Below are 17,684 nucleotides of genomic sequence, written 5' to 3'. Positions count from 1 at the left end.
TTTTTAAAGTAAATGAATATTGTAAGCTTTCCAAAATTTTCTTAATTTACGTATTGTCCCATTGTCTCTCATGTTATTAATTTCAGTATTAATGATATCAAGTAAGGTATTATTTTCTTGTGAGACTGCAAAACCTACTTTTTCCTGACACGGTTGAATGTCGATTATATCGAACTCAACATATTGACGAGCAATATAACCATTGCAAGGTTCTCCACGAGAAAAAGCATCAATTTCATGGTTGCGAAGCGCTCTTAAAACATCCTCAGCACGCTGATAAGGTATAATCTGTGAACTTTTAGAGGCATGTTCTCGTATATAAGTTTCACCCATCGTATTTCCAACCACACCAATTTTTTTATGGGCTAAATCTTGTAATGTATGAAAATAATGTGAGTCACTTGTACGAATAAGTAAGGACTGACCAAACTCAAAAATAGGGCGCGAAAACGCTGCGCCTTCTGCAGCACGTTCAGGAAGTATAGTAAGAACAGCCGATGCTATATCACATTCCCCTTGTTTGGGGCGTAACCAAATATGGTCAAATGGAAAAGTGATAAACTCTATTGCAAGCCTCATATGTTCGGCGATGAACCTAAGAATGTCTATTTCAAAACCTTTCCAGTTTCCCTCATTATCCTGATACGACATTGGTTTAACTTGTTCTAGTGTGCCTACTGTGAGCACACCTGGTGTTATCAGTTTCAATGATGAGTTCGTGGTTTGCATGGCATTCAATCCTTTTTTTTCCACACAGTCATTTCGGCTAACGTATGTTGATATTTACGCTTTGTCTCACGAATAACAAAAGGAATATCAATAGGTTTTTGTAGTAGCTCAAACTCAGGCGTTAAGTGGTCTTGTAAGCTATCTAATGTTGTATATGATTCTCCGGTATTAGCTTTAAAACCACCTAACCAATACTCACGCTTTGTAAACTCAGTAAGCCAGGTATAAGGTGATGTAATCACCAACAGCCCTCCTGGACAAATTCGGTCTTTAATCAACTTTAAGAATTTGGCGGGTTCATATAGCCGATCTATTAAGTTTCCAGCAAAAACAAGGTCATAATTGGTAAATTTAGCGTTGAGATTACAGGCATCACCTTGTAAAAAAGTCACTCGATCTTTGATGTTGTGATAGTTATACCCTTCAAGACGTATTTCTTTATAGGTAACGAGTTCGCCTTCTTCTTGAAGGGTATATCGTTGACATCCACGTTTTTGTAGATTGGTTGGTGCTTGTATTATTCGTGCTGAAAAATCAACAGCATCCACGTGGTTAAAGATTTTTGCCAGCTCAAAACTCGCACGACCGGCTGCACAACCAATATCTAGAGCGCGCCGGGTTGGCAAACCTTCCATAAGTTTATTGCAGTATTGTGCACAGGTGACAGGAAAATTTGGCACATTAAAATAGGACTCTCCATAATGGAATTCGATATATTGAGAAACGATTGTATCTGTTTCATAAACATTTAAACTAGGTTTTGGCATTGGGGCTGCCTCTACGTAACGGAGACCTGCATGCTGAAAAAAATGACGCCGAAATGCGTAACGCGAGTCTTTGATGGCATAATTACCCGTTGAAATCCAACAACCCCCTTTAAATATAAAATGCTTACCATCAAATGTTGGAGTGGAAAAATCGTCGTAAGCTGGATGTACCGTGAAACCCTCATAGCAATCAATGGGGGTTTCTGTCCATTGCCAGACATTACCAATTATGTCATAGAAACCATTAGCAAAGGCATGGCGGTTTACAGGACAAGCTGACATTTCATATTCTAAATTAATGTTGCCTGGTGCGTAATCCCAGTATGGCTGATCTGTATCTACTAGTTTTCGTAGGGTATACCATTCGGCTTCGGTGGGTAGACGTATATTTTTTTCTAAGACAGTAGATTTCCAGTTACAGAAGGCTTTTGCTTCATAATGATTCACATCAACAGGCCAATCCCAAGGCATGTCGATAATTTCGAGCATGGTCCGATACTTAAAGTAATTACCCACCTTAAGCCAGTAAGTGGGGAGTTTGTGTTCACGTGATTGAACCCATTGCCAACCTTCTTTATCCCAAAACTGTTCTTGGCTATATCCATTTTCATTAACAAAATCAAGAAACTCTTTATTTGAAACAAGGTACTTACTGGCGTTAAAGTCTTCTACTTGGGTAGTATATACCCCATACTCGTTATCCCAGCCATAGAGTGGATTATTTTTTGACTTACCCAAGGTGATAGGACCACCTTTAACAGGGAGTAACTCATTGGTCGGAGGAATATTACTGGTTAAACAGATGTTGCTCCATACAGGGTGAGGTTTTACACATTGGATAGGTAGCTCTCTAATAAGTACTGATGTTGTTTCTAAATGGATACGTTCATGTTCTATACCCATTAAGATAATCCACATAGGATCTTGCCAATTGATCGGTAACGAAAAATCTGTTGACCGAATAAATTGATCAACGAGTGTACGTGTTTTTTCTCTATAATCATGTACTTGGCTAGGCGTTGGCCAATCATAATGATCATCGTGAAGGTCATCCCACGACATTTCATCAACACCTATAGCCAACATTGACTCTAGCTTGGGATCAATTCGAGTTGAAACTAATCCTGCCACATTGAGTTTATTGATAAAGAATACTGCTGTATGCCCATAATAGAATATTAATGGGTGGCGAAGAGGGTTAGGCCGCATGTAGAATACATTTTCGTTTATTAAGCACTCAAAAATACTTTCATAAAGAGAAAATGTTTTATGGAAATAGTTTAATAATTCTTTTCTTTTTTCTGAAAGGTTTGTTCCATTTAGACTAATTGTTCTTGTGGCAATAAAAGTGTCTTGCACATCAGCCTTTTCTAAAATTTGTGTTGAAAGCATAACCTAGTCCCTTAGAGTATGGTTTCTCAGTTAGAGATAAGCATATTCAAATAATGCATATTTGAAAATTAATATGCTTCAAGATGTAGTCTATCTGTTAGTTAGGGTAAGCAGAATAATTAAATCTAGATAAAAAATAAAATGACGATTCAGTAAGGAAATATACAAGTTTTTATACTGAATTGGTAAACTATGTTTAGAATATTAATGAGTAATATAGATAGAAAAGGCGTGTAATCAACATATAATAAAGCTATAACTTTAGGAATTGATTAGCCCAAAGGATCTTGCATAAAGTTGATAAACAATAATGAAAAGTATACGTATAAAACTAACGTTCATATTGCTAAGTGTAGCACTTATTCCTCTAATGGTGTTATCGCTGGTATTAGGTTCAGAGAGTTATAAAACTGCACGAAAAACCATGGAAGAACAAGCCCGTGATCAACTTATTTCTGTAAGAACAATTAAAAAACAGCAAATAGAGAGCTATTTTAATACCATTCGGAATCAGGTTTTAAGTTTCTCAAATGATCGTATGATCATTAATGCAATGAGTGATTTTAACAAAGCGTTTAAGACTTATAGAAGTGAAGCTGAAATAATTGATGTAAATACTCTAAGAGAGTCCTTAAGCCACTATTATACAGGAGATTATAATAATGAGTATGGAAATAGAAATAATGGAGAAAAGGCAAATGTTAACCCGTTGTTGAATAATTTAGATGAGGACTCAATTGCCCTGCAACATGCATTTATTCAATCAAACCCTAATCCATTGGGTGAAAAAGATAAGTTGGTAGAGTTGGAAAATAATACCACATATGCAAAAATTCACGCAAAGTTTCATCCTCATATAAGAGATTTTTTACAACGATTCGAATATTATGACATATTTTTGGTCGACTATGAAACTGGGGACATTGTATATACCGTGTTTAAAGAGTTGGATTTTTCTACCTCTCTCAAAAGTGGACCTTATGCAAACTCAGGTATTGGTGAAGCGTTTAAGCAGGTCGTTAATGCAGCTCAAGGAACTGTCTATTTGACTGATTTTGCAAGTTATACACCTTCTTATGAAGATCCCGCCTCTTTTATTGCAACACCAATATTTGATGAAAACCAAAGAATTGGTGTTTTGATTTTTCAAATGCCGATTGATCGAATCAATACGATTATGACGTATAATCAGCAATGGGTAGAAGCCGGGTTAGGTACTTCTGGGGAAACGTATTTGGTAGGCCCTGATTATACCATGCGCAGTTTGAGTCGTTTTTTGCTTGAAGATCAATCGGGTTATGAAGCAGCATTGGCATCAGTTGGTATAAAACAATCGCTTATTAATACTATTTTATCGAAGAAGACGACGATTGGTTTACAACCTGTGAAAACCAAAGGAACTCATGCAGCGATTGCGGGCGAAACAGCATTTCAGGTTTTTCCAGATTATCGCAATGTTAACGTATTGTCAGCTTATGCTCCCCTGGATATAGCAGGATTGAATTGGGCCATAATGAGTGAAATTGACGAGGATGAAGCATTTGCTCCTGCTGATGAGTTGCGGTCATTTATTTTGAAAGTAAGCATTATATGCATGCTGGCTTTTGCCATACTGGCTTATTTATTCAGTATGTTTGTTTCAAAGTTATTTACTAAGCCAATAACAAAACTTGAAGAATCAATATTGACTATTCAGCAAAGCTCTGATCTTAGTAAAACTATTGAGCTTGATGTCCAGGATGAGGTGGGCAGAATAGCTAATGCTGTTAATGGTATGTTGGAGAAATTCAACCACACTGTACGGCAAATTATGGAGACAGTCGTTGAATTAAAAGACTCTGCAAAACAAATGGCACAGTTAAGTGCAAGTACAGCGGAAGGCGTAATGTTACAGCAAACCGAGTCTCAGCAAGTTGCAACAGCATCTACGGAAATGAATGCAACAGCTCAATCAGTGGCTCAAAATGCGGGTTCTGCAGCAGAGTCTACAGAACGTGCGAATAAGCTCTGTGGTGACGGTATTCAGGCCGCTCATGAGACATCACATTCATCTGAAGCGCTTGTTAAAGAAGTGGCGGAAACTGAACATACGATGAATAACGTTGCCACAGATAGTGAAAAGGTTGGCGCGGTATTAGACGTTATTCGTAGTATTGCTGAGCAAACGAACTTATTGGCATTAAATGCTGCGATAGAAGCAGCACGTGCTGGAGAGCAAGGAAGAGGTTTTGCAGTGGTTGCTGATGAGGTAAGAACCTTAGCTCAACGTACCCAGGATGCGACACTTGAAATTCAACAAATGATTCAAAGCCTACAGACTGGGTCTCAGGAAGCTGTCTCTTTAATGAAGCGTTCTGCTGAAAGAGTTGGTGGCAATAAAGAACAAGTTAATCGCCTAAATGATGCTCTTTCTCAAATAAGTGAAGCAGTATCAGAAATAAATGAAATGAATACACACATTGCAGCTGCAGCAGAACAACAGCAAATAGCGTCAGATAGTATAAATGGAAGCATTGTTAAAATTAGTGATATTTCGAAAAGTACCGCTGCTGAAGCTAATAAGAACTTAGAAACAGGAAAAAACGTTGAAAGTTTAGCTGATAAGTTGGAGCGGTTAGTAAAAGAATTTAAAGTATAGCTATAAGAACTTGCTAAAATAATTATTATAGATTGCAATGGACTACTGCTTGTCAAAAGAATACTCTTTGGCTTCTGTTAAACGTTAAGACCCAGTTTAGAATGCAGAATTTTAAGCATTCGAAGATTCCTAATATATAGTACTTCCGTATTGTGTGCGTGTTTAGTCATTAACGTTAGTATATACTCACGGGTATTGCGATGAATATCAATAACTATCCTAATGATAAAGGCCGTTTTTGATAAAAGTTTGTTTTTGGGGGCCCAGCCAGCAGGCTGTTTATACAGTGATTGAACTTGTCTTTTGAAAACTCGGTAAAGCAAAAAAGGAAATGGGAAATCTAGGAATATAATTGTATCAGCAGCTATAATTCGTGACTCAATGGTGCTGTCATAACCAACGCCTTCAATAATCCACTGCTCATTTGATATAAGCTTGTCATGTGTTTCTGTAAACTTCGTTTCAGATACAGCCTGCCAGTTAGAGGTCCATATATACTGATCCAAATGATATATTGGTAAGTCCAGTTTGGCTTTTAGTGAAAGTGCTAAAGTAGACTTTCCTGATCCTCCGTTGCCAATGATAACAATTTTTTTCATATCTTTTTATGCCTTTTTTGTATAATTTTTATACTGTTAAGTGCGTATTATTTTGCATTAGTATGTATCAGGAATGAAGTAATAATCAACATTTAGTACATTGGTAGTTACAAAATATGACTTCTTAATATTAAAATATCACTTCACTAATAAATAGTAATATATTTTCTATTGATGTGTAAAATGTTAAGCATCTCTTTATTAAAATACTTAATACTTTATTAAAGTGTAAATTTTTCTGCTTTTTAGTTAAATTGACTAGGTTAAATTTGTTGTGCAAGATAAATTCAGCTTTGAGTGATTAGTTTTAACTTGAAGTGTTATATTTATATAAAGAGTAATACAACATAATAGTCAAAAAGGATTTTAAATGTTAAAAAGAATGCTATTAATTTTTTTTATGAATATATTTGTTATATCAACTACTATGGCATCAAGTGAAGTTGATAATACTTCTGTGGATAAAACTTGCCAGGGAAACTGGAAGTTATCCTGCAGAACATTGAGTACTTGTAATTATACTACGAGCACTCAGGAAGGGTATGTATCAAAAAATAATTGTGAGGTTCACTATGGACAAAATTTATCAATAGGTTGTTCTGATCCAGGCTATAGAGCTGTAACTATTGGACGAGCAGGAATAGATCTTTATGTTGAGTGGTATTTTGGTGATACTGAATTAGGGCGTTGTCCAACAACAGCTATTTTTCATAGGCCAGGTCAAAAACCCATGGTGTATTCTGTAGGAATTGAATCACATTAACATGATAGATCCTTGATTATCTAATATCAATACAGTAGTCAACTTTGTGGCAGGCCTTAAATTGATAAGGCCTGTTACACTACAAATATTTTATTACTGTTAAAACGTTCTTAGTCTACAGTTCCAAAGTAACGATCCCCAAAATCACCAATTCCAGGTACCATAAAAGCATTTTCATTCAGTTTTTCTTCAATAGATGATGTAACGATTTTAATTTTTGGATATTTGCTGCAAACAGCATGTATACCTTCAGGAACAGTGATAAAATTTATAAAAATAATTTTATCTTCTTGTACGCCTTTATCTAGTAATAGCTGAATAGCTGCTTTTGCACTTCCTCCTGTTGCTAGCATTGGCTCAAGCATGAGAATGTGTCGTTTGTGAATATCTTCAGGTAAATTTGAATAATAATAATGTGGTAGCTTTGTTATCTTGTCCCGTTGTATAAGTATTTTACCAATGCGAATTGATGGACAAACTGCTCGTAGTTCAGCTTCCATGCTTTCGCCAGCTCTTATAATTGGAACACCACATAGTTTTGACGAAAAACGTAAGCCATTATAGGTGTTACCTACAGGTGTTTCTACATCAAGAGGCTCAAAAGGTAATAGGTTAAGTCCTGCCTCAATTAATAAACGAATAATCCGACTTGAGTAAAAAACAAAATCTTCACGTGCAACATGGCGATTTCTAATTATTGTATGCAATGCCCGTAACTGATTGGTCTGAGGCAGAATATACACATTTTTATTTATATAGCTCTCTATGTCATATGTTATTGAGTTTGACATTTTATATACCTAACTGCTTTTTATTCGGTAGGGGGCGTTTCAAAAGAAGGTGGAAGTTCTGGAGTTGTGGTAAATTGACCTGCTGCAGCACGATAAATAGACAGTCCTTCAGTTCTTTTCCACATTAATTGAAGAACATAAACAAGTTTAGGATTGTGTTCTTCTTCCTCTTCTACGGAACGTGCTATCGTTTGTTCCCAAACTTGTTTCAATGCTAAATTATCAACATCGTCTTTAATTTTATTGAATGTATGATGCAGGGATTCAAGTTTTGCTTGTTTTGGAAAGTCTGCACGGGAAAATAAAATACACAGTAATCCAACCCAATAGCACTTAATAACATCTTTGGTTTGGTTTGCAGGTAAATGCTGTGCAATTTTCTCCATCGCATGTAGTGAAGTGATAAGATGAAGTAAAACAAAATCACCAGGTTTTGCTAAGTATAAAAGAGAAACAGTGTAATACAGTTGATTCCATATCGCTGAAGAGTCTTCGCATTCAAGCCAGGCAGGAAGATCGTAAATTAATGGGTGGCCTACTTTAAGAAGTTTTGCAATACGATACTGAAGGCCTGATCTAATAAGTTCTGGATGTATACCTGCTACTTTGTCTGACTCTGTGTCTGAAACAAGTGTTTCTACCCAGTCAGACAGCTTTACATAATGATTATTCCAGTAATTTGTAATTCGGGATAAAGAATCGAACGGCATTTCGTTAATATATTGATCACGATTGATGGCAGCTCGCTGGGGGTTACATGAAACATAGGTGTATGCCATATAAGCTAAACCCTCAATAGCCATCCACCGACTCCCTATATCAAGTGCCCAGCCGAGATGAATAGTTGCATGAGTGAAAGCTCCAGCCCAACCAGGAAGAAGCTTCGGCATATAATTTTTAAGAACGGTGTCTAGACCTAACTTTTTTACTTGTTGATCAAAAAACTCGCAGTAAGCGGAAAAGCTCGTTCGTTGTCCTAGGAAATCTTCCCAGTTGTCTTCAGTTATCACATACGTTGATGGCCTGGCTGCTTCAAGACCAAAACCGTAGGTTGTCAATTTAGCATAATTTTCGTAATAATCTTTTATTTTTTGAGCAGGAATATTCATCCCTGCAAGGGCGACAACAGCATGTTTGACATGATTTGTAAGATGTCCATTAAATTCTATATGGTAAGCTTTGTCATTTAAAAGGGCGTTTATAATTGATCTATCGTCAGTCATTGATTACTTCCTTATTTTTAGGTGTGCTGGGTAATCTAGATATATAGATCCCTAATAACACAACGATGACACCTAAACAGCGTAATAAACTAGGTATGGAGCCAGTATTCTGCCAGTCAATAAATACTGCTGAAATCATTTGTCCGCTAATAACAAGGATTGCTGCATTCATTGCACCTAAACGAGGAAAAACATAGCTACTGACAGCTACAAACAAAGCACCAAAGAATCCCCCGAGATAAGCTGAAAAAGGAATTTCTGATGGATTATCTACTTGCCATTGTCCCATTATTAATAAAATGAGTGTAAGAAATAAGAAACCAATAATATGATTCCAAAGGGAGGCTTTAAATGGACCAATTTTAGCACTTAATTGACCATTAATGGCTCGGCTAGATCCAATTAGCATTCCGTTTAAAAGTGCTAAAAATATAAATAGAATCAATCTGTTTTACCTCCCAAAGATAATCATTGCACTTCCGGCAAGAACACATGTGACAACTAGAAAATCCTTTAAAACAATACGGCGTTTTAACACGAGAAAAAGCCCAAAATGGTCTGAAATCATACCGAAGATAACTTGACCAACAAGCATTAATGCAATAGCTTCTGATAATGAAAGACTACCATTGATAGCAATTGCAGCTAGAACTACAGTGAAGGCGCCAGGAATACCGCCTAAGTAAAACCAAAGAGGTAGCTTGGAAGTGTTTCTCACATTGCTTTTAATTTGCTTTCGGCTTAAAAGCATCATTGTTAGAAAAACAAGTGTGAGTGCAACAATTGCTCCCATACCATGTGCTACCCAAGAAGCAATATAAGGTGTAGTATGTTTTGCAAGGAGGCTATTATATTCAATCATCAGCGCAAGTAGAACGCCTCCAGCAATAGCTAATAACCAATCTTTTAAACGATCAATCACAGTATTACGGCCTCGATTTGTTTAAGTTGAAATGCCTCAGTAATGGCGTTAACGACATCTGCAAAAGAATCCGCTATCCAAGTAGGATTAGATGTTTTAAGTAGTGATAAATTGTGAATTCCGTATGTTACTGCTATAGACCTCATACCTGCAGAATTAGCCATTTGAAGATCATGTGTCGTGTCTCCTACCATAATGGAATTGTCTACAGGTGTATTGCCTAGTTTTTTTAAGGTTAAATAGCCAGATTCTGGATCTGGTTTGGGACGACTTACTTGGTCAGCTCCAACGACAACACTAAAGTAATCACGTAGTCCAGCTGCTTTCAATAATAAGTCAGCACTGGTATAGAACTTACTTGTTGCTATAGCCAGCGCTAGCCCCTGATCACTAAGAATATTTAAACCAGTTTCAACGCCAGGAAATACGAGTGTTTTAGCTTTAGGTAAGATAATTTCTCTAAAGAGAAGCTGGTATTGCTTTATACTCTGTATAACAAGCTCATTGTCCAGAGGTACATTTAGCAAATGACTAAAGGCTTTTTCTAAGGGTAATCCAATGGTTGCTCGAATATCCTCAGCTTTTTGAGCCGTTTGGCCCATAGTTAAAAAGGTTTGAGTAAATGTTTCAATAATAGCTCGAGGCGTATCAATTAGAGTACCATCTAAGTCAAAGATAACAGCATTTTTTATCATGGTATTTTATCGTAATATTGTCATTTATTATATTGTTTAGCTGGCTGTTTGTGCTGCAATATCTTGACGATGCAGACTATGAGCTGCAGCAAGACGTCCAGCAACACCGGCTGTATTAATAAGTGCAGCCATATTAGCTTTAGCAGACTTCCCACTAGTGACATTATCCACTGCATGCATAATATATTTTGTTAAAGCATTTCCACTAATACCGTCTTTTTCTGCGCTAAAGATGGCTTGATTGATAGCAGTATTAACTTCCTGACTATCAATGGCATCTTCCTTTTTCGTGGGACTGGTGACAAGTATTGAGCTGTGATTGCCAAGCGCCCAGTGTAGCTCAATTGCACGTGCAATATCTGTTTCATCATCTAAGCGATGTGGACTACGAATTCCACTTGTACGACAGTAGAATGCAGGAAAGTCATCGAATTGATAAGATATTATCGGCACGCAATGAGTTTCTAAAAACTCCATTGTTAGGTTGAGGTCTAGAATATTCTTAGCTCCAGCACAAATCACAGCAACTTTTGAACGAGTGAACTGTATTAAGTCTGAAGAAATATCCATCGTTTTTTCTGCGCCTCGATGTACGCCTCCTATGCCTGCAGATGCAAAAAAAGGTATTCCTGCAATTTCAGCTGCCACTAATGAGGATGCAACCGTAGTCGCACCCATTCCTTTTTGAGCTAAAATAATGGGTAGATCTCGACTACTCACTTTAGGAATTTTTGCTGTTGAGGCAAAACGCTCCATATTTGTATCAGTCATCCCTATAAGAATACGTCCGGCATCAATACCAATAGTTGCTGGTATTGATCCCCCAGTTCTTACCGCGGCTTCAACCTTTTTGGCAGTGGATATATTATCTGGATAGGCTAAACCATGGGTTATTACATTTGACTCCAATGCTACAACGGGTTTTTGCGTATTAAGTGCATCCGCTACTTCATCACTATAAACTAAAGTGATGCCTTTATAGTTCTTAATCATAGTAATTCCTAATATGAACAATTAATAATTTGGCTTTTTGCAAAGTAAATTTTTCTTTTGTTCAATCTCAGGAATATATACCTGTTCATTCCAAACTTCTTGCTGAGTAGGTTCTAGTGCTATTGAAATAACTCCAGCATCACAGTTAAATGTTTTTTGAATTGTATTTGAAATCTCTGCAACAAGTTCATCTATTTGAGATTGATTCAGTTGCGCTGGAAAATACTTAATATTTACATGTGGCATAGGATCCGCCTGTTTAGTTTTCGTTTATGGTTAATCTGTGCTTAATTGCACTTACTAATTCGTGAAGCTCTGGCTCTTTAAGTAAAGCATAATGATCTGCTTCAAGATTAACGATTGTTGGTGGTTTTAAAGAATAGTCATTACTATTCTCAATAAAGGAATAATCATCTCCACTTGCTTTAAAAATAGTTAATGGAGCTTTAATTTGACGTTCGATTAATTCATTAAATGTATACTTGAAATCATATGTTAGACGAACAATTTCAGTTATTCGTTTTATTAACTCTGGGTCAAGATGCTTATATTTCGAACTAATATAGGAAATAAAACTCTCCTCGTTGTTAGCAATTTTTAAGCATTCTTCTAACATAGGTCCACTAATGCTTTGTGAGAAAACAGAGAATAAAATAGTTACAAATGTTCTATTATTATATATTGAATGATCACGGATTATGGGCTGTTCATAATGAGCAGACTGAGCAGTTACATTGTCGGTGTTATGTGCTCGAATCTTTGGAGAACCAGGCGCAATTAGGAAAAGGTTTTCAACACACTCTCCACTTTTTTCTAATTGGTAGGCTACCTCAAAGGCAACACGTGAACCAAATGAATATCCCCAAAGTGTATATGGTCCAGATGGTTGTATTTGTCTAATTGACTTTATGTCTTCTGCAGCCATTTCTTTTATGGTAGAGAAAGGAATTTCTCCAGTGTTGATTCCATATGCCTGTACGCCATAAAAAGGACGTTTGATTTTTATTTGATTGGCTAAAGGTCTTAGACTCATGGGATACCCCCCTAGACCTGGCCAGCAGAATATTGGATTGTGCTCCCCTTCATTTGATAAACATGCAAAACGAGAAATCGGCTGCTTATTTTCGCATTGTATATGTTTAGCTAGCTTTTCTACGGTTGGTGCTTCAAATAAAATTTGCAGGGGAAGTGTGCAATTAAGCGCTTTGTTGATCTTATTTATTATTTGTACACCAATTAGTGAATTACCCCCAGATTCAAAAAAATCGTCTTCTATTGAAACGGTATCCCAGCGCAGCGCTTTTTTCCAAATAAGCGCAATGGCCTCTTCAGTCACTGTTCTTGGATGGATAACAGGACGTTCAAGTGATTCAATGTTAACCTGCTTGGATGCCTTAAGGGTCTTATAGTCGATTTTTCCATTAGCTGTTTGTGGAAGGGTATCCATGATGATGATTCTGTTTGGCATCATGTAATCAGGGAGGCATTTAGCTAAGTCATCTTTAAGTATTTCTGATGGTCCCATAGTATGAATAGCATCTTCTTTCATACCTTCGCTACTCCGCTGTTCAGTACTGATGCGTCCACCTAAAAAGAAATATGATGGCCCTGATTCTTCTCCAAAATTATTAAGAATTGTTGTTATACGTTTGGCTGCGGGTAAATCATTACCTGTTTTAGAGCTATAACCTGAAGACATAAAACCGAGGTATTGGTCGTTCATTTGAAGTTGCTGTAGTTTTCGTCCTAACTGGATATAACTTTTCCAGTCAGAATTTTCTCGACAAACTAGACAAATACCAAAGCTGGCTCTTTCATAGACTTGTTGATTTATAGCGATCACATGTTTTTTTTGAATTATATCATCAGTAATTTTTTCAAGATAAGCTTGTTCTAAATGATCTCGTTTATAATGGTAAAGCCCTGCAGATAGGCCTGTAACTTTATCTCCGTGAGCTTGAACAAAAATGTCTAACTTATCTGTTTGATATGTGTTTGTACTTGGAGTGATTTCAAATGATCCAAGGTAGTAATCTTCAGGAGCAGCCTCTAAGTTGTCTTTGACTGTGGGTGTATATGTACCATGATCCATTCTGAAATGATAGTTAGGGAGAATGGCATCGAATAAACCCAGCATATGACCTGTTTCCATTTCTAACACTTCTAAAATATTATTTTTATAAACAGGTTCAATAGCGTTTCTTTTTCCAATAAAGTGAACTTTAATATGAGAATTTATAGCGTTATTTACTTCTTTAATAAGTATTAACTGGTGATGTAGGGGATGATAATAGTAATAACCAGATTTCAATTTACCAATACAATGTAGTTCTAAGTACAATTGTGTTGCATATAATGCACCTGGAGAGGCATAAGCATATTTGGGTAATAGGCGCTCACTGCTATGATATTGTCCGAAATTTCTTAGTATTTCACCTAACTCATTAAATGTTAAAGAACTAATATTGCGTTTATAAGTTTCAAGCTCATCTGTAGATTTATCGAGCAGTTGCATTATATCTGTTTTACTTACACGTCCACCTTCAAAAAATCGGTATGTTTTTCTTGAAAATGCTAAATGACGCTGAGACTGTGTGGCATGCTTACCTGAGAGTTCTATAATTTCCTTATCTGTTAATTCTTGTTGAGTTTTACATCCTGGGTTAGAAAGTTGAGCTTTAACCTGTAGTTTGTTCTTTTTAGATAAATGGTGTACACCGTGATTGCCTTGATCCATTAATGCTGCTTCGCGAGCATTTAGCTCTATGCAAGCAATAAGGTTTTGAAAACCAGTCCGAGAATCGTTTTTTAAGAAAACGGCAGCATTTTGAACCCAGGAATGTGTTTCAATAGCAAGCTTAATTTCGTCAAGTTCAACTCGAAATCCTCTTAGTTTAACTTGATTATCAACACGGCCTACAAACTGAACAGAGCCATCAGTATTCCAATAGGCTAAATCTCCAGTTCGGTATAATGTACTATGATGGTCATTTTTACAAAATGGGTTGTCGATGAATTTTTCAGCAGTTAAGTCAGGACGATGGAGATATCCTCGTGCGAGTTGGTCACCACTAATAAATAACTCTCCTGTTTCTCCTTCTGTAACAGGTAACAGTTGGTTATTTAGAATATAAAATTCAGTATTATAAACAGGTTTTCCAATAGGAATGGCCTTCGAACCATCAAATTCTATGCTATCTCTTAATGATTCTGCGTTTACATTGTATGCAGAGGCATTAATTGTGCACTCGGTAGGGCCGTATAAGTTAATTAATCTACTGTGGGGCAGTATTTGACTACATTCCAATGCTAACTTTCTTGAAAGGGCTTCACCACCACTAAAAATTTGTTTGAGTGAATGGCATTCTTGGCAGTCATCACTATTTAACAATGCTTGAAGCAATGTTGGTACGCATTGTAGCGTTGTTACGTTATGCTGAATAATCAACCTGATGAGTTGTTCAGGATCGCGGTAGACGCCTGGATTGCCCATGACAACACGACTCCCGCAACATGGAGCTAAAATTTCCCATTGAGCTGCATCAAAACTCATGGGTGTTTTTTGAAGAACAATACTATTTTGATTAAGTGTATAAGTATGACGTATCCACAACATTTGGTTTACGATGCTGTGATGTTCAATCATTACCCCTTTGGGTTTACCAGTACTACCAGATGTATAAATAATGTATGCTAAATTATGTGGACGTAAATAGACACATCGGTTGTATATATTTGTTATTCGATATGCATCGGTAAATGTGATTGCATCTTCAAGGGTTACAATGTGTATGTCTGGTGGTGTTATTTTCAGTAAGCTATCTTTAAGCTTTTCTTGAGTGAAAATAACTTTAAGGCAAGCATCTTCTATCATGTACCGTAGACGGTCTACAGGGTACTCAGGCGATAGTGGTAAATAAGCACTACCGGAAAATAAAATACCCCATGCACCAATCATTAGATCGAATGAAGGTTCTACAAAAAGACCAATACATTCATCAACCATGACACCGGTATGTTGTAAATAAACCGCTAAATTGGAACTTTTTTCTGCTAGTTCTCGATAACTTAAACTTTTATCTTCACATACTACTGCTATGTCATCAGGGTATGCTAATACCTGTTCCATAAGGAGGTCAGGTAGACATTTTACATTTGTCTTAGAGGTAAAGGGTGAAAATTTGATATCCTTAAAGCTATTTTCTTTTTTTAAATTCATTTTGGTATAAGTATTAATAAGGTTAAATGTTGAGTGTTATATTCACACTTACTAAGTAGTTGTTTTGTAGTTAAACTCATATTAACGATTCCTTTCGTATTGTCCTTGTAAAAACAAGATGTCCTTATTGGTAAGATGCAAAATAAATACTACTAAAAAAATAAAAGCTTATTATTTGTATTAAGCTGTATTAGTGTGATTATCACATTTATATGGTTAACTTTGCGTGTATAAAATTAAATAACCGACAAACGGTAAAAAATAGCTTTATTTTCTGTTTAAAGCTGTAGCTAATAATATATTTGCTGACGTTACTAGCGTTGATAACTAATATTCTATTCCCAACATTGAAATTGTTTTATGAAATAGATATCAATATCTGAAGTATATGATAATAATGTATTTTTTCTAAACGTCATACTAATTAGACACTTCTTGTTTATAGAAAATACGTTAAGCTACTTTTTGGTGCTTATCGTTTCATTTCCGTCAAGTTACTTAATATCAGTCCTTGTTTATACTACAAATTAACGGTTATTAGAAACGTACTACGTGATGCTACAGTTTTACATTACTCTCTAGCGAAAGCTTAAATAATACTAGTGTGAAACCTTTTACGGTGCTTATCCTCAATGCAAATGATAGCGTTGATATATTAACTAAAAACCCTTGGTTACTTAGGTATTGTTGATTGCTAGTCTTCCTTACAAAACTGGCCAATAATACCCACTTAAGTATTTAATGTTTTAGTTGAATCTAATATTGATCCATTATAAAGGACTTTCTAGGAATTGATACCATACATTTTCGCGAATGTTCAAATGTGAAAGCCCTGAAGCACAGATTTTAAAAATAGTATCACAACAACTGTTTTATATGCAAGCAACAGAATTGAGTTGATTTAATTTTCTTTGTATATATAAATTTAGAAGATTTGATAAGTTTTTCGAATAGATAAGCTGAAAGCTGCTATTATCTCTGATAACTAATTTACTTATTTAATGCGCTATGCAAGTAATAAAAAGAGCCAGATAATCTATACATACAGGTATAGACTAAAGTCTAATTTACATTTTAGCTTTGATTGGGTATGGAGAATAATTTTATGATCTGAACTTTTTACTTTCTATTAATAAAATTCCATAGAAATAAAGTAAAAGAATCTTGTTAACTAACTGGCTGTGTACAAGCTGGTTTACTTATCGCTTATTAAATTATAATACACATAGAAGTTCATTGGCATAATATTAGCTGGAAAGTTAACCAAGCTTAGCGTCTTATTGATTGTTAATTTGAAATTCTAAATAATTGATTTTCATGTATTGGTTACAACAAATGCGAGTTATCAATAGCTATAAATGATGATGCCGCATTCATGAGAGAGCGAGCGGTAAGCTGTGGAACACCAAAGATTTCTACTGGGACATGGAAATCCTTTTTGACTTTGTTGACGAGCAAATCAAAATCCCCATCACCAGTAGCAAGTACTACAACATCAGACCTTGAAGCATACTCCATAACGTCAAGTGTGATGCCTACATCCCAATCTCCTTTTGCTGAACCATCACTTCTTTGAATAAAAGGCTTTAGCTTTACTTCAAAACCAATCGCTTTGAGAATGTTTTGAAACTGCTTTTGCTTCTCATCACCTCGATCAATGGCATAGGCGATTGCTTTGACTACTTGTCTATGTGCTGTTGCTGATGCCCAAAACTGGTTATAGTCAAAGTTTCTGTTATAGGCTTGCTTGGTTGTGTAGTATATATTTTGTACATCTACAAAGATTGAAACTTTTTCCATAAGTGTGGTGATTTTCCATACAACGGGTGAAATAAGTGGCTACATTTATTGTAGTTTTTTTTTATGAAAAAACAATGATATCCGTAATATGTTCAAATGAGTTTAGCAAGAGAAACATACGCCTTAGCGAATCATTTTTATACAGCTAGCCGC

Annotated in this window: 14 protein-coding genes; 2 read left to right on the top strand and 12 right to left on the bottom strand. The window is 36.0% G+C overall.

The genetic code is table 11. The features are described from left to right. Positions 1-3: 3 nt before the first annotated feature. The gene (locus tag ACQ96U_RS14110) at positions 4-729 is read right to left on the bottom strand and encodes an ABC transporter substrate-binding protein (protein ID WP_431721910.1); all 726 of its coding nucleotides are present in this window, start codon (positions 727-729) and stop codon (positions 4-6) included. Positions 730-734: 5 nt separating this feature from the next. Further along, a complete protein-coding gene (gene ovoA / locus ACQ96U_RS14105; protein ID WP_431721909.1) occupies positions 735-2,888 on the bottom strand; it encodes a 5-histidylcysteine sulfoxide synthase in 2,154 nt (717 codons plus the stop codon). 310 nt (positions 2,889-3,198) lie between these two features. Between ovoA and ACQ96U_RS14100 the strand changes: the two genes are divergently transcribed. Beyond that, positions 3,199-5,526 carry a methyl-accepting chemotaxis protein gene (locus ACQ96U_RS14100; protein WP_431721908.1) on the top strand — a complete coding sequence of 776 codons (2,328 nt, stop codon included), beginning with the start codon at positions 3,199-3,201 and terminating at the stop codon, positions 5,524-5,526. Between the two features lie 77 nt (positions 5,527-5,603). Here ACQ96U_RS14100 and ACQ96U_RS14095 read toward each other — a convergent pair whose 3' ends face one another. Beyond that, entirely contained in the window at positions 5,604-6,125 is a 522-nt protein-coding gene (locus tag ACQ96U_RS14095; protein ID WP_431721907.1) for a hypothetical protein, read from the bottom strand. Between the two features lie 370 nt (positions 6,126-6,495). Between ACQ96U_RS14095 and ACQ96U_RS14090 the strand changes: the two genes are divergently transcribed. Continuing rightward, a complete protein-coding gene (locus ACQ96U_RS14090; protein WP_431721906.1) occupies positions 6,496-6,888 on the top strand; it encodes a hypothetical protein in 393 nt (130 codons plus the stop codon). A 110-nt stretch (positions 6,889-6,998) separates the two neighbouring features. On the opposite strand, the gene upp is transcribed toward ACQ96U_RS14090, so the two are convergent. The 9 genes from upp to ACQ96U_RS14045 form a co-directional block, all read right to left on the bottom strand. Continuing rightward, entirely contained in the window at positions 6,999-7,679 is a 681-nt protein-coding gene (gene upp, locus ACQ96U_RS14085) for a uracil phosphoribosyltransferase (RefSeq protein WP_431721905.1), read from the bottom strand. A 20-nt stretch (positions 7,680-7,699) separates the two neighbouring features. Continuing rightward, positions 7,700-8,902 carry a questin oxidase family protein gene (locus ACQ96U_RS14080; protein ID WP_431721904.1) on the bottom strand — a complete coding sequence of 401 codons (1,203 nt, stop codon included), beginning with the start codon at positions 8,900-8,902 and terminating at the stop codon, positions 7,700-7,702. Then, positions 8,895-9,347, bottom strand: coding sequence for a DMT family transporter (locus tag ACQ96U_RS14075; RefSeq protein ID WP_431721903.1), 453 nt, complete (start codon positions 9,345-9,347; stop codon positions 8,895-8,897). The genes ACQ96U_RS14080 and ACQ96U_RS14075 overlap by 8 nt, the downstream gene beginning before the upstream one ends. Positions 9,348-9,353: 6 nt before the next feature. Further along, positions 9,354-9,824 (bottom strand): DMT family transporter, encoded by a 471-nt coding sequence (locus tag ACQ96U_RS14070; RefSeq protein WP_431721902.1) that lies wholly within the window; start codon positions 9,822-9,824, stop codon positions 9,354-9,356. Then, a complete protein-coding gene (locus tag ACQ96U_RS14065) occupies positions 9,821-10,519 on the bottom strand; it encodes an HAD family hydrolase (protein WP_431721901.1) in 699 nt (232 codons plus the stop codon). Before ACQ96U_RS14065 ends, ACQ96U_RS14070 begins: the two co-directional genes overlap by 4 nt. 36 nt (positions 10,520-10,555) lie before the next feature. After that, on the bottom strand, positions 10,556-11,512 hold the full coding sequence (locus tag ACQ96U_RS14060; RefSeq protein ID WP_431721900.1) for a pseudouridine-5'-phosphate glycosidase: 957 nt from the start codon (positions 11,510-11,512) through the stop codon (positions 10,556-10,558). A 21-nt stretch (positions 11,513-11,533) separates the two neighbouring features. Next, the gene (locus ACQ96U_RS14055; protein ID WP_431721899.1) at positions 11,534-11,758 is read right to left on the bottom strand and encodes a hypothetical protein; all 225 of its coding nucleotides are present in this window, start codon (positions 11,756-11,758) and stop codon (positions 11,534-11,536) included. A gap of 13 nt (positions 11,759-11,771) precedes the next feature. Next, positions 11,772-15,731: an amino acid adenylation domain-containing protein gene (locus ACQ96U_RS14050; RefSeq protein ID WP_431721898.1), complete on the bottom strand. Its 3,960-nt coding sequence runs from the start codon at positions 15,729-15,731 to the stop codon at positions 11,772-11,774. A gap of 1,326 nt (positions 15,732-17,057) precedes the next feature. Continuing rightward, positions 17,058-17,531 carry an NYN domain-containing protein gene (locus tag ACQ96U_RS14045; protein WP_431721897.1) on the bottom strand — a complete coding sequence of 158 codons (474 nt, stop codon included), beginning with the start codon at positions 17,529-17,531 and terminating at the stop codon, positions 17,058-17,060. Positions 17,532-17,684: the final 153 nt, after the last annotated feature.

The organism is Zooshikella sp. RANM57, from assembly GCF_050749885.1.
GTDB lineage: Bacteria > Pseudomonadota > Gammaproteobacteria > Pseudomonadales > Zooshikellaceae > Zooshikella.
Note: the sequence above shows the minus strand (reverse complement) of the source record. Positions and strands in the feature narration are given on the sequence as shown.

Coding starts and splice junctions, on each gene's coding strand:
- ACQ96U_RS14095 (WP_431721907.1), bottom strand. CDS start 6,125: ATGAAAAAAATTGTTATCATTGGCAACGGAGGATCAGGAAAGTCTACT.
- ACQ96U_RS14110 (WP_431721910.1), bottom strand. CDS start 729: ATGCAAACCACGAACTCATCATTGAAACTGATAACACCAGGTGTGCTC.
- ACQ96U_RS14080 (WP_431721904.1), bottom strand. CDS start 8,902: ATGACTGACGATAGATCAATTATAAACGCCCTTTTAAATGACAAAGCT.
- ACQ96U_RS14090 (WP_431721906.1), top strand. CDS start 6,496: ATGTTAAAAAGAATGCTATTAATTTTTTTTATGAATATATTTGTTATA.
- ACQ96U_RS14045 (WP_431721897.1), bottom strand. CDS start 17,531: ATGGAAAAAGTTTCAATCTTTGTAGATGTACAAAATATATACTACACA.
- ACQ96U_RS14065 (WP_431721901.1), bottom strand. CDS start 10,519: ATGATAAAAAATGCTGTTATCTTTGACTTAGATGGTACTCTAATTGAT.
- ovoA (WP_431721909.1), bottom strand. CDS start 2,888: ATGCTTTCAACACAAATTTTAGAAAAGGCTGATGTGCAAGACACTTTT.
- ACQ96U_RS14060 (WP_431721900.1), bottom strand. CDS start 11,512: ATGATTAAGAACTATAAAGGCATCACTTTAGTTTATAGTGATGAAGTA.
- ACQ96U_RS14050 (WP_431721898.1), bottom strand. CDS start 15,731: ATGAATTTAAAAAAAGAAAATAGCTTTAAGGATATCAAATTTTCACCC.
- upp (WP_431721905.1), bottom strand. CDS start 7,679: ATGTCAAACTCAATAACATATGACATAGAGAGCTATATAAATAAAAAT.
- ACQ96U_RS14100 (WP_431721908.1), top strand. CDS start 3,199: ATGAAAAGTATACGTATAAAACTAACGTTCATATTGCTAAGTGTAGCA.
- ACQ96U_RS14055 (WP_431721899.1), bottom strand. CDS start 11,758: ATGCCACATGTAAATATTAAGTATTTTCCAGCGCAACTGAATCAATCT.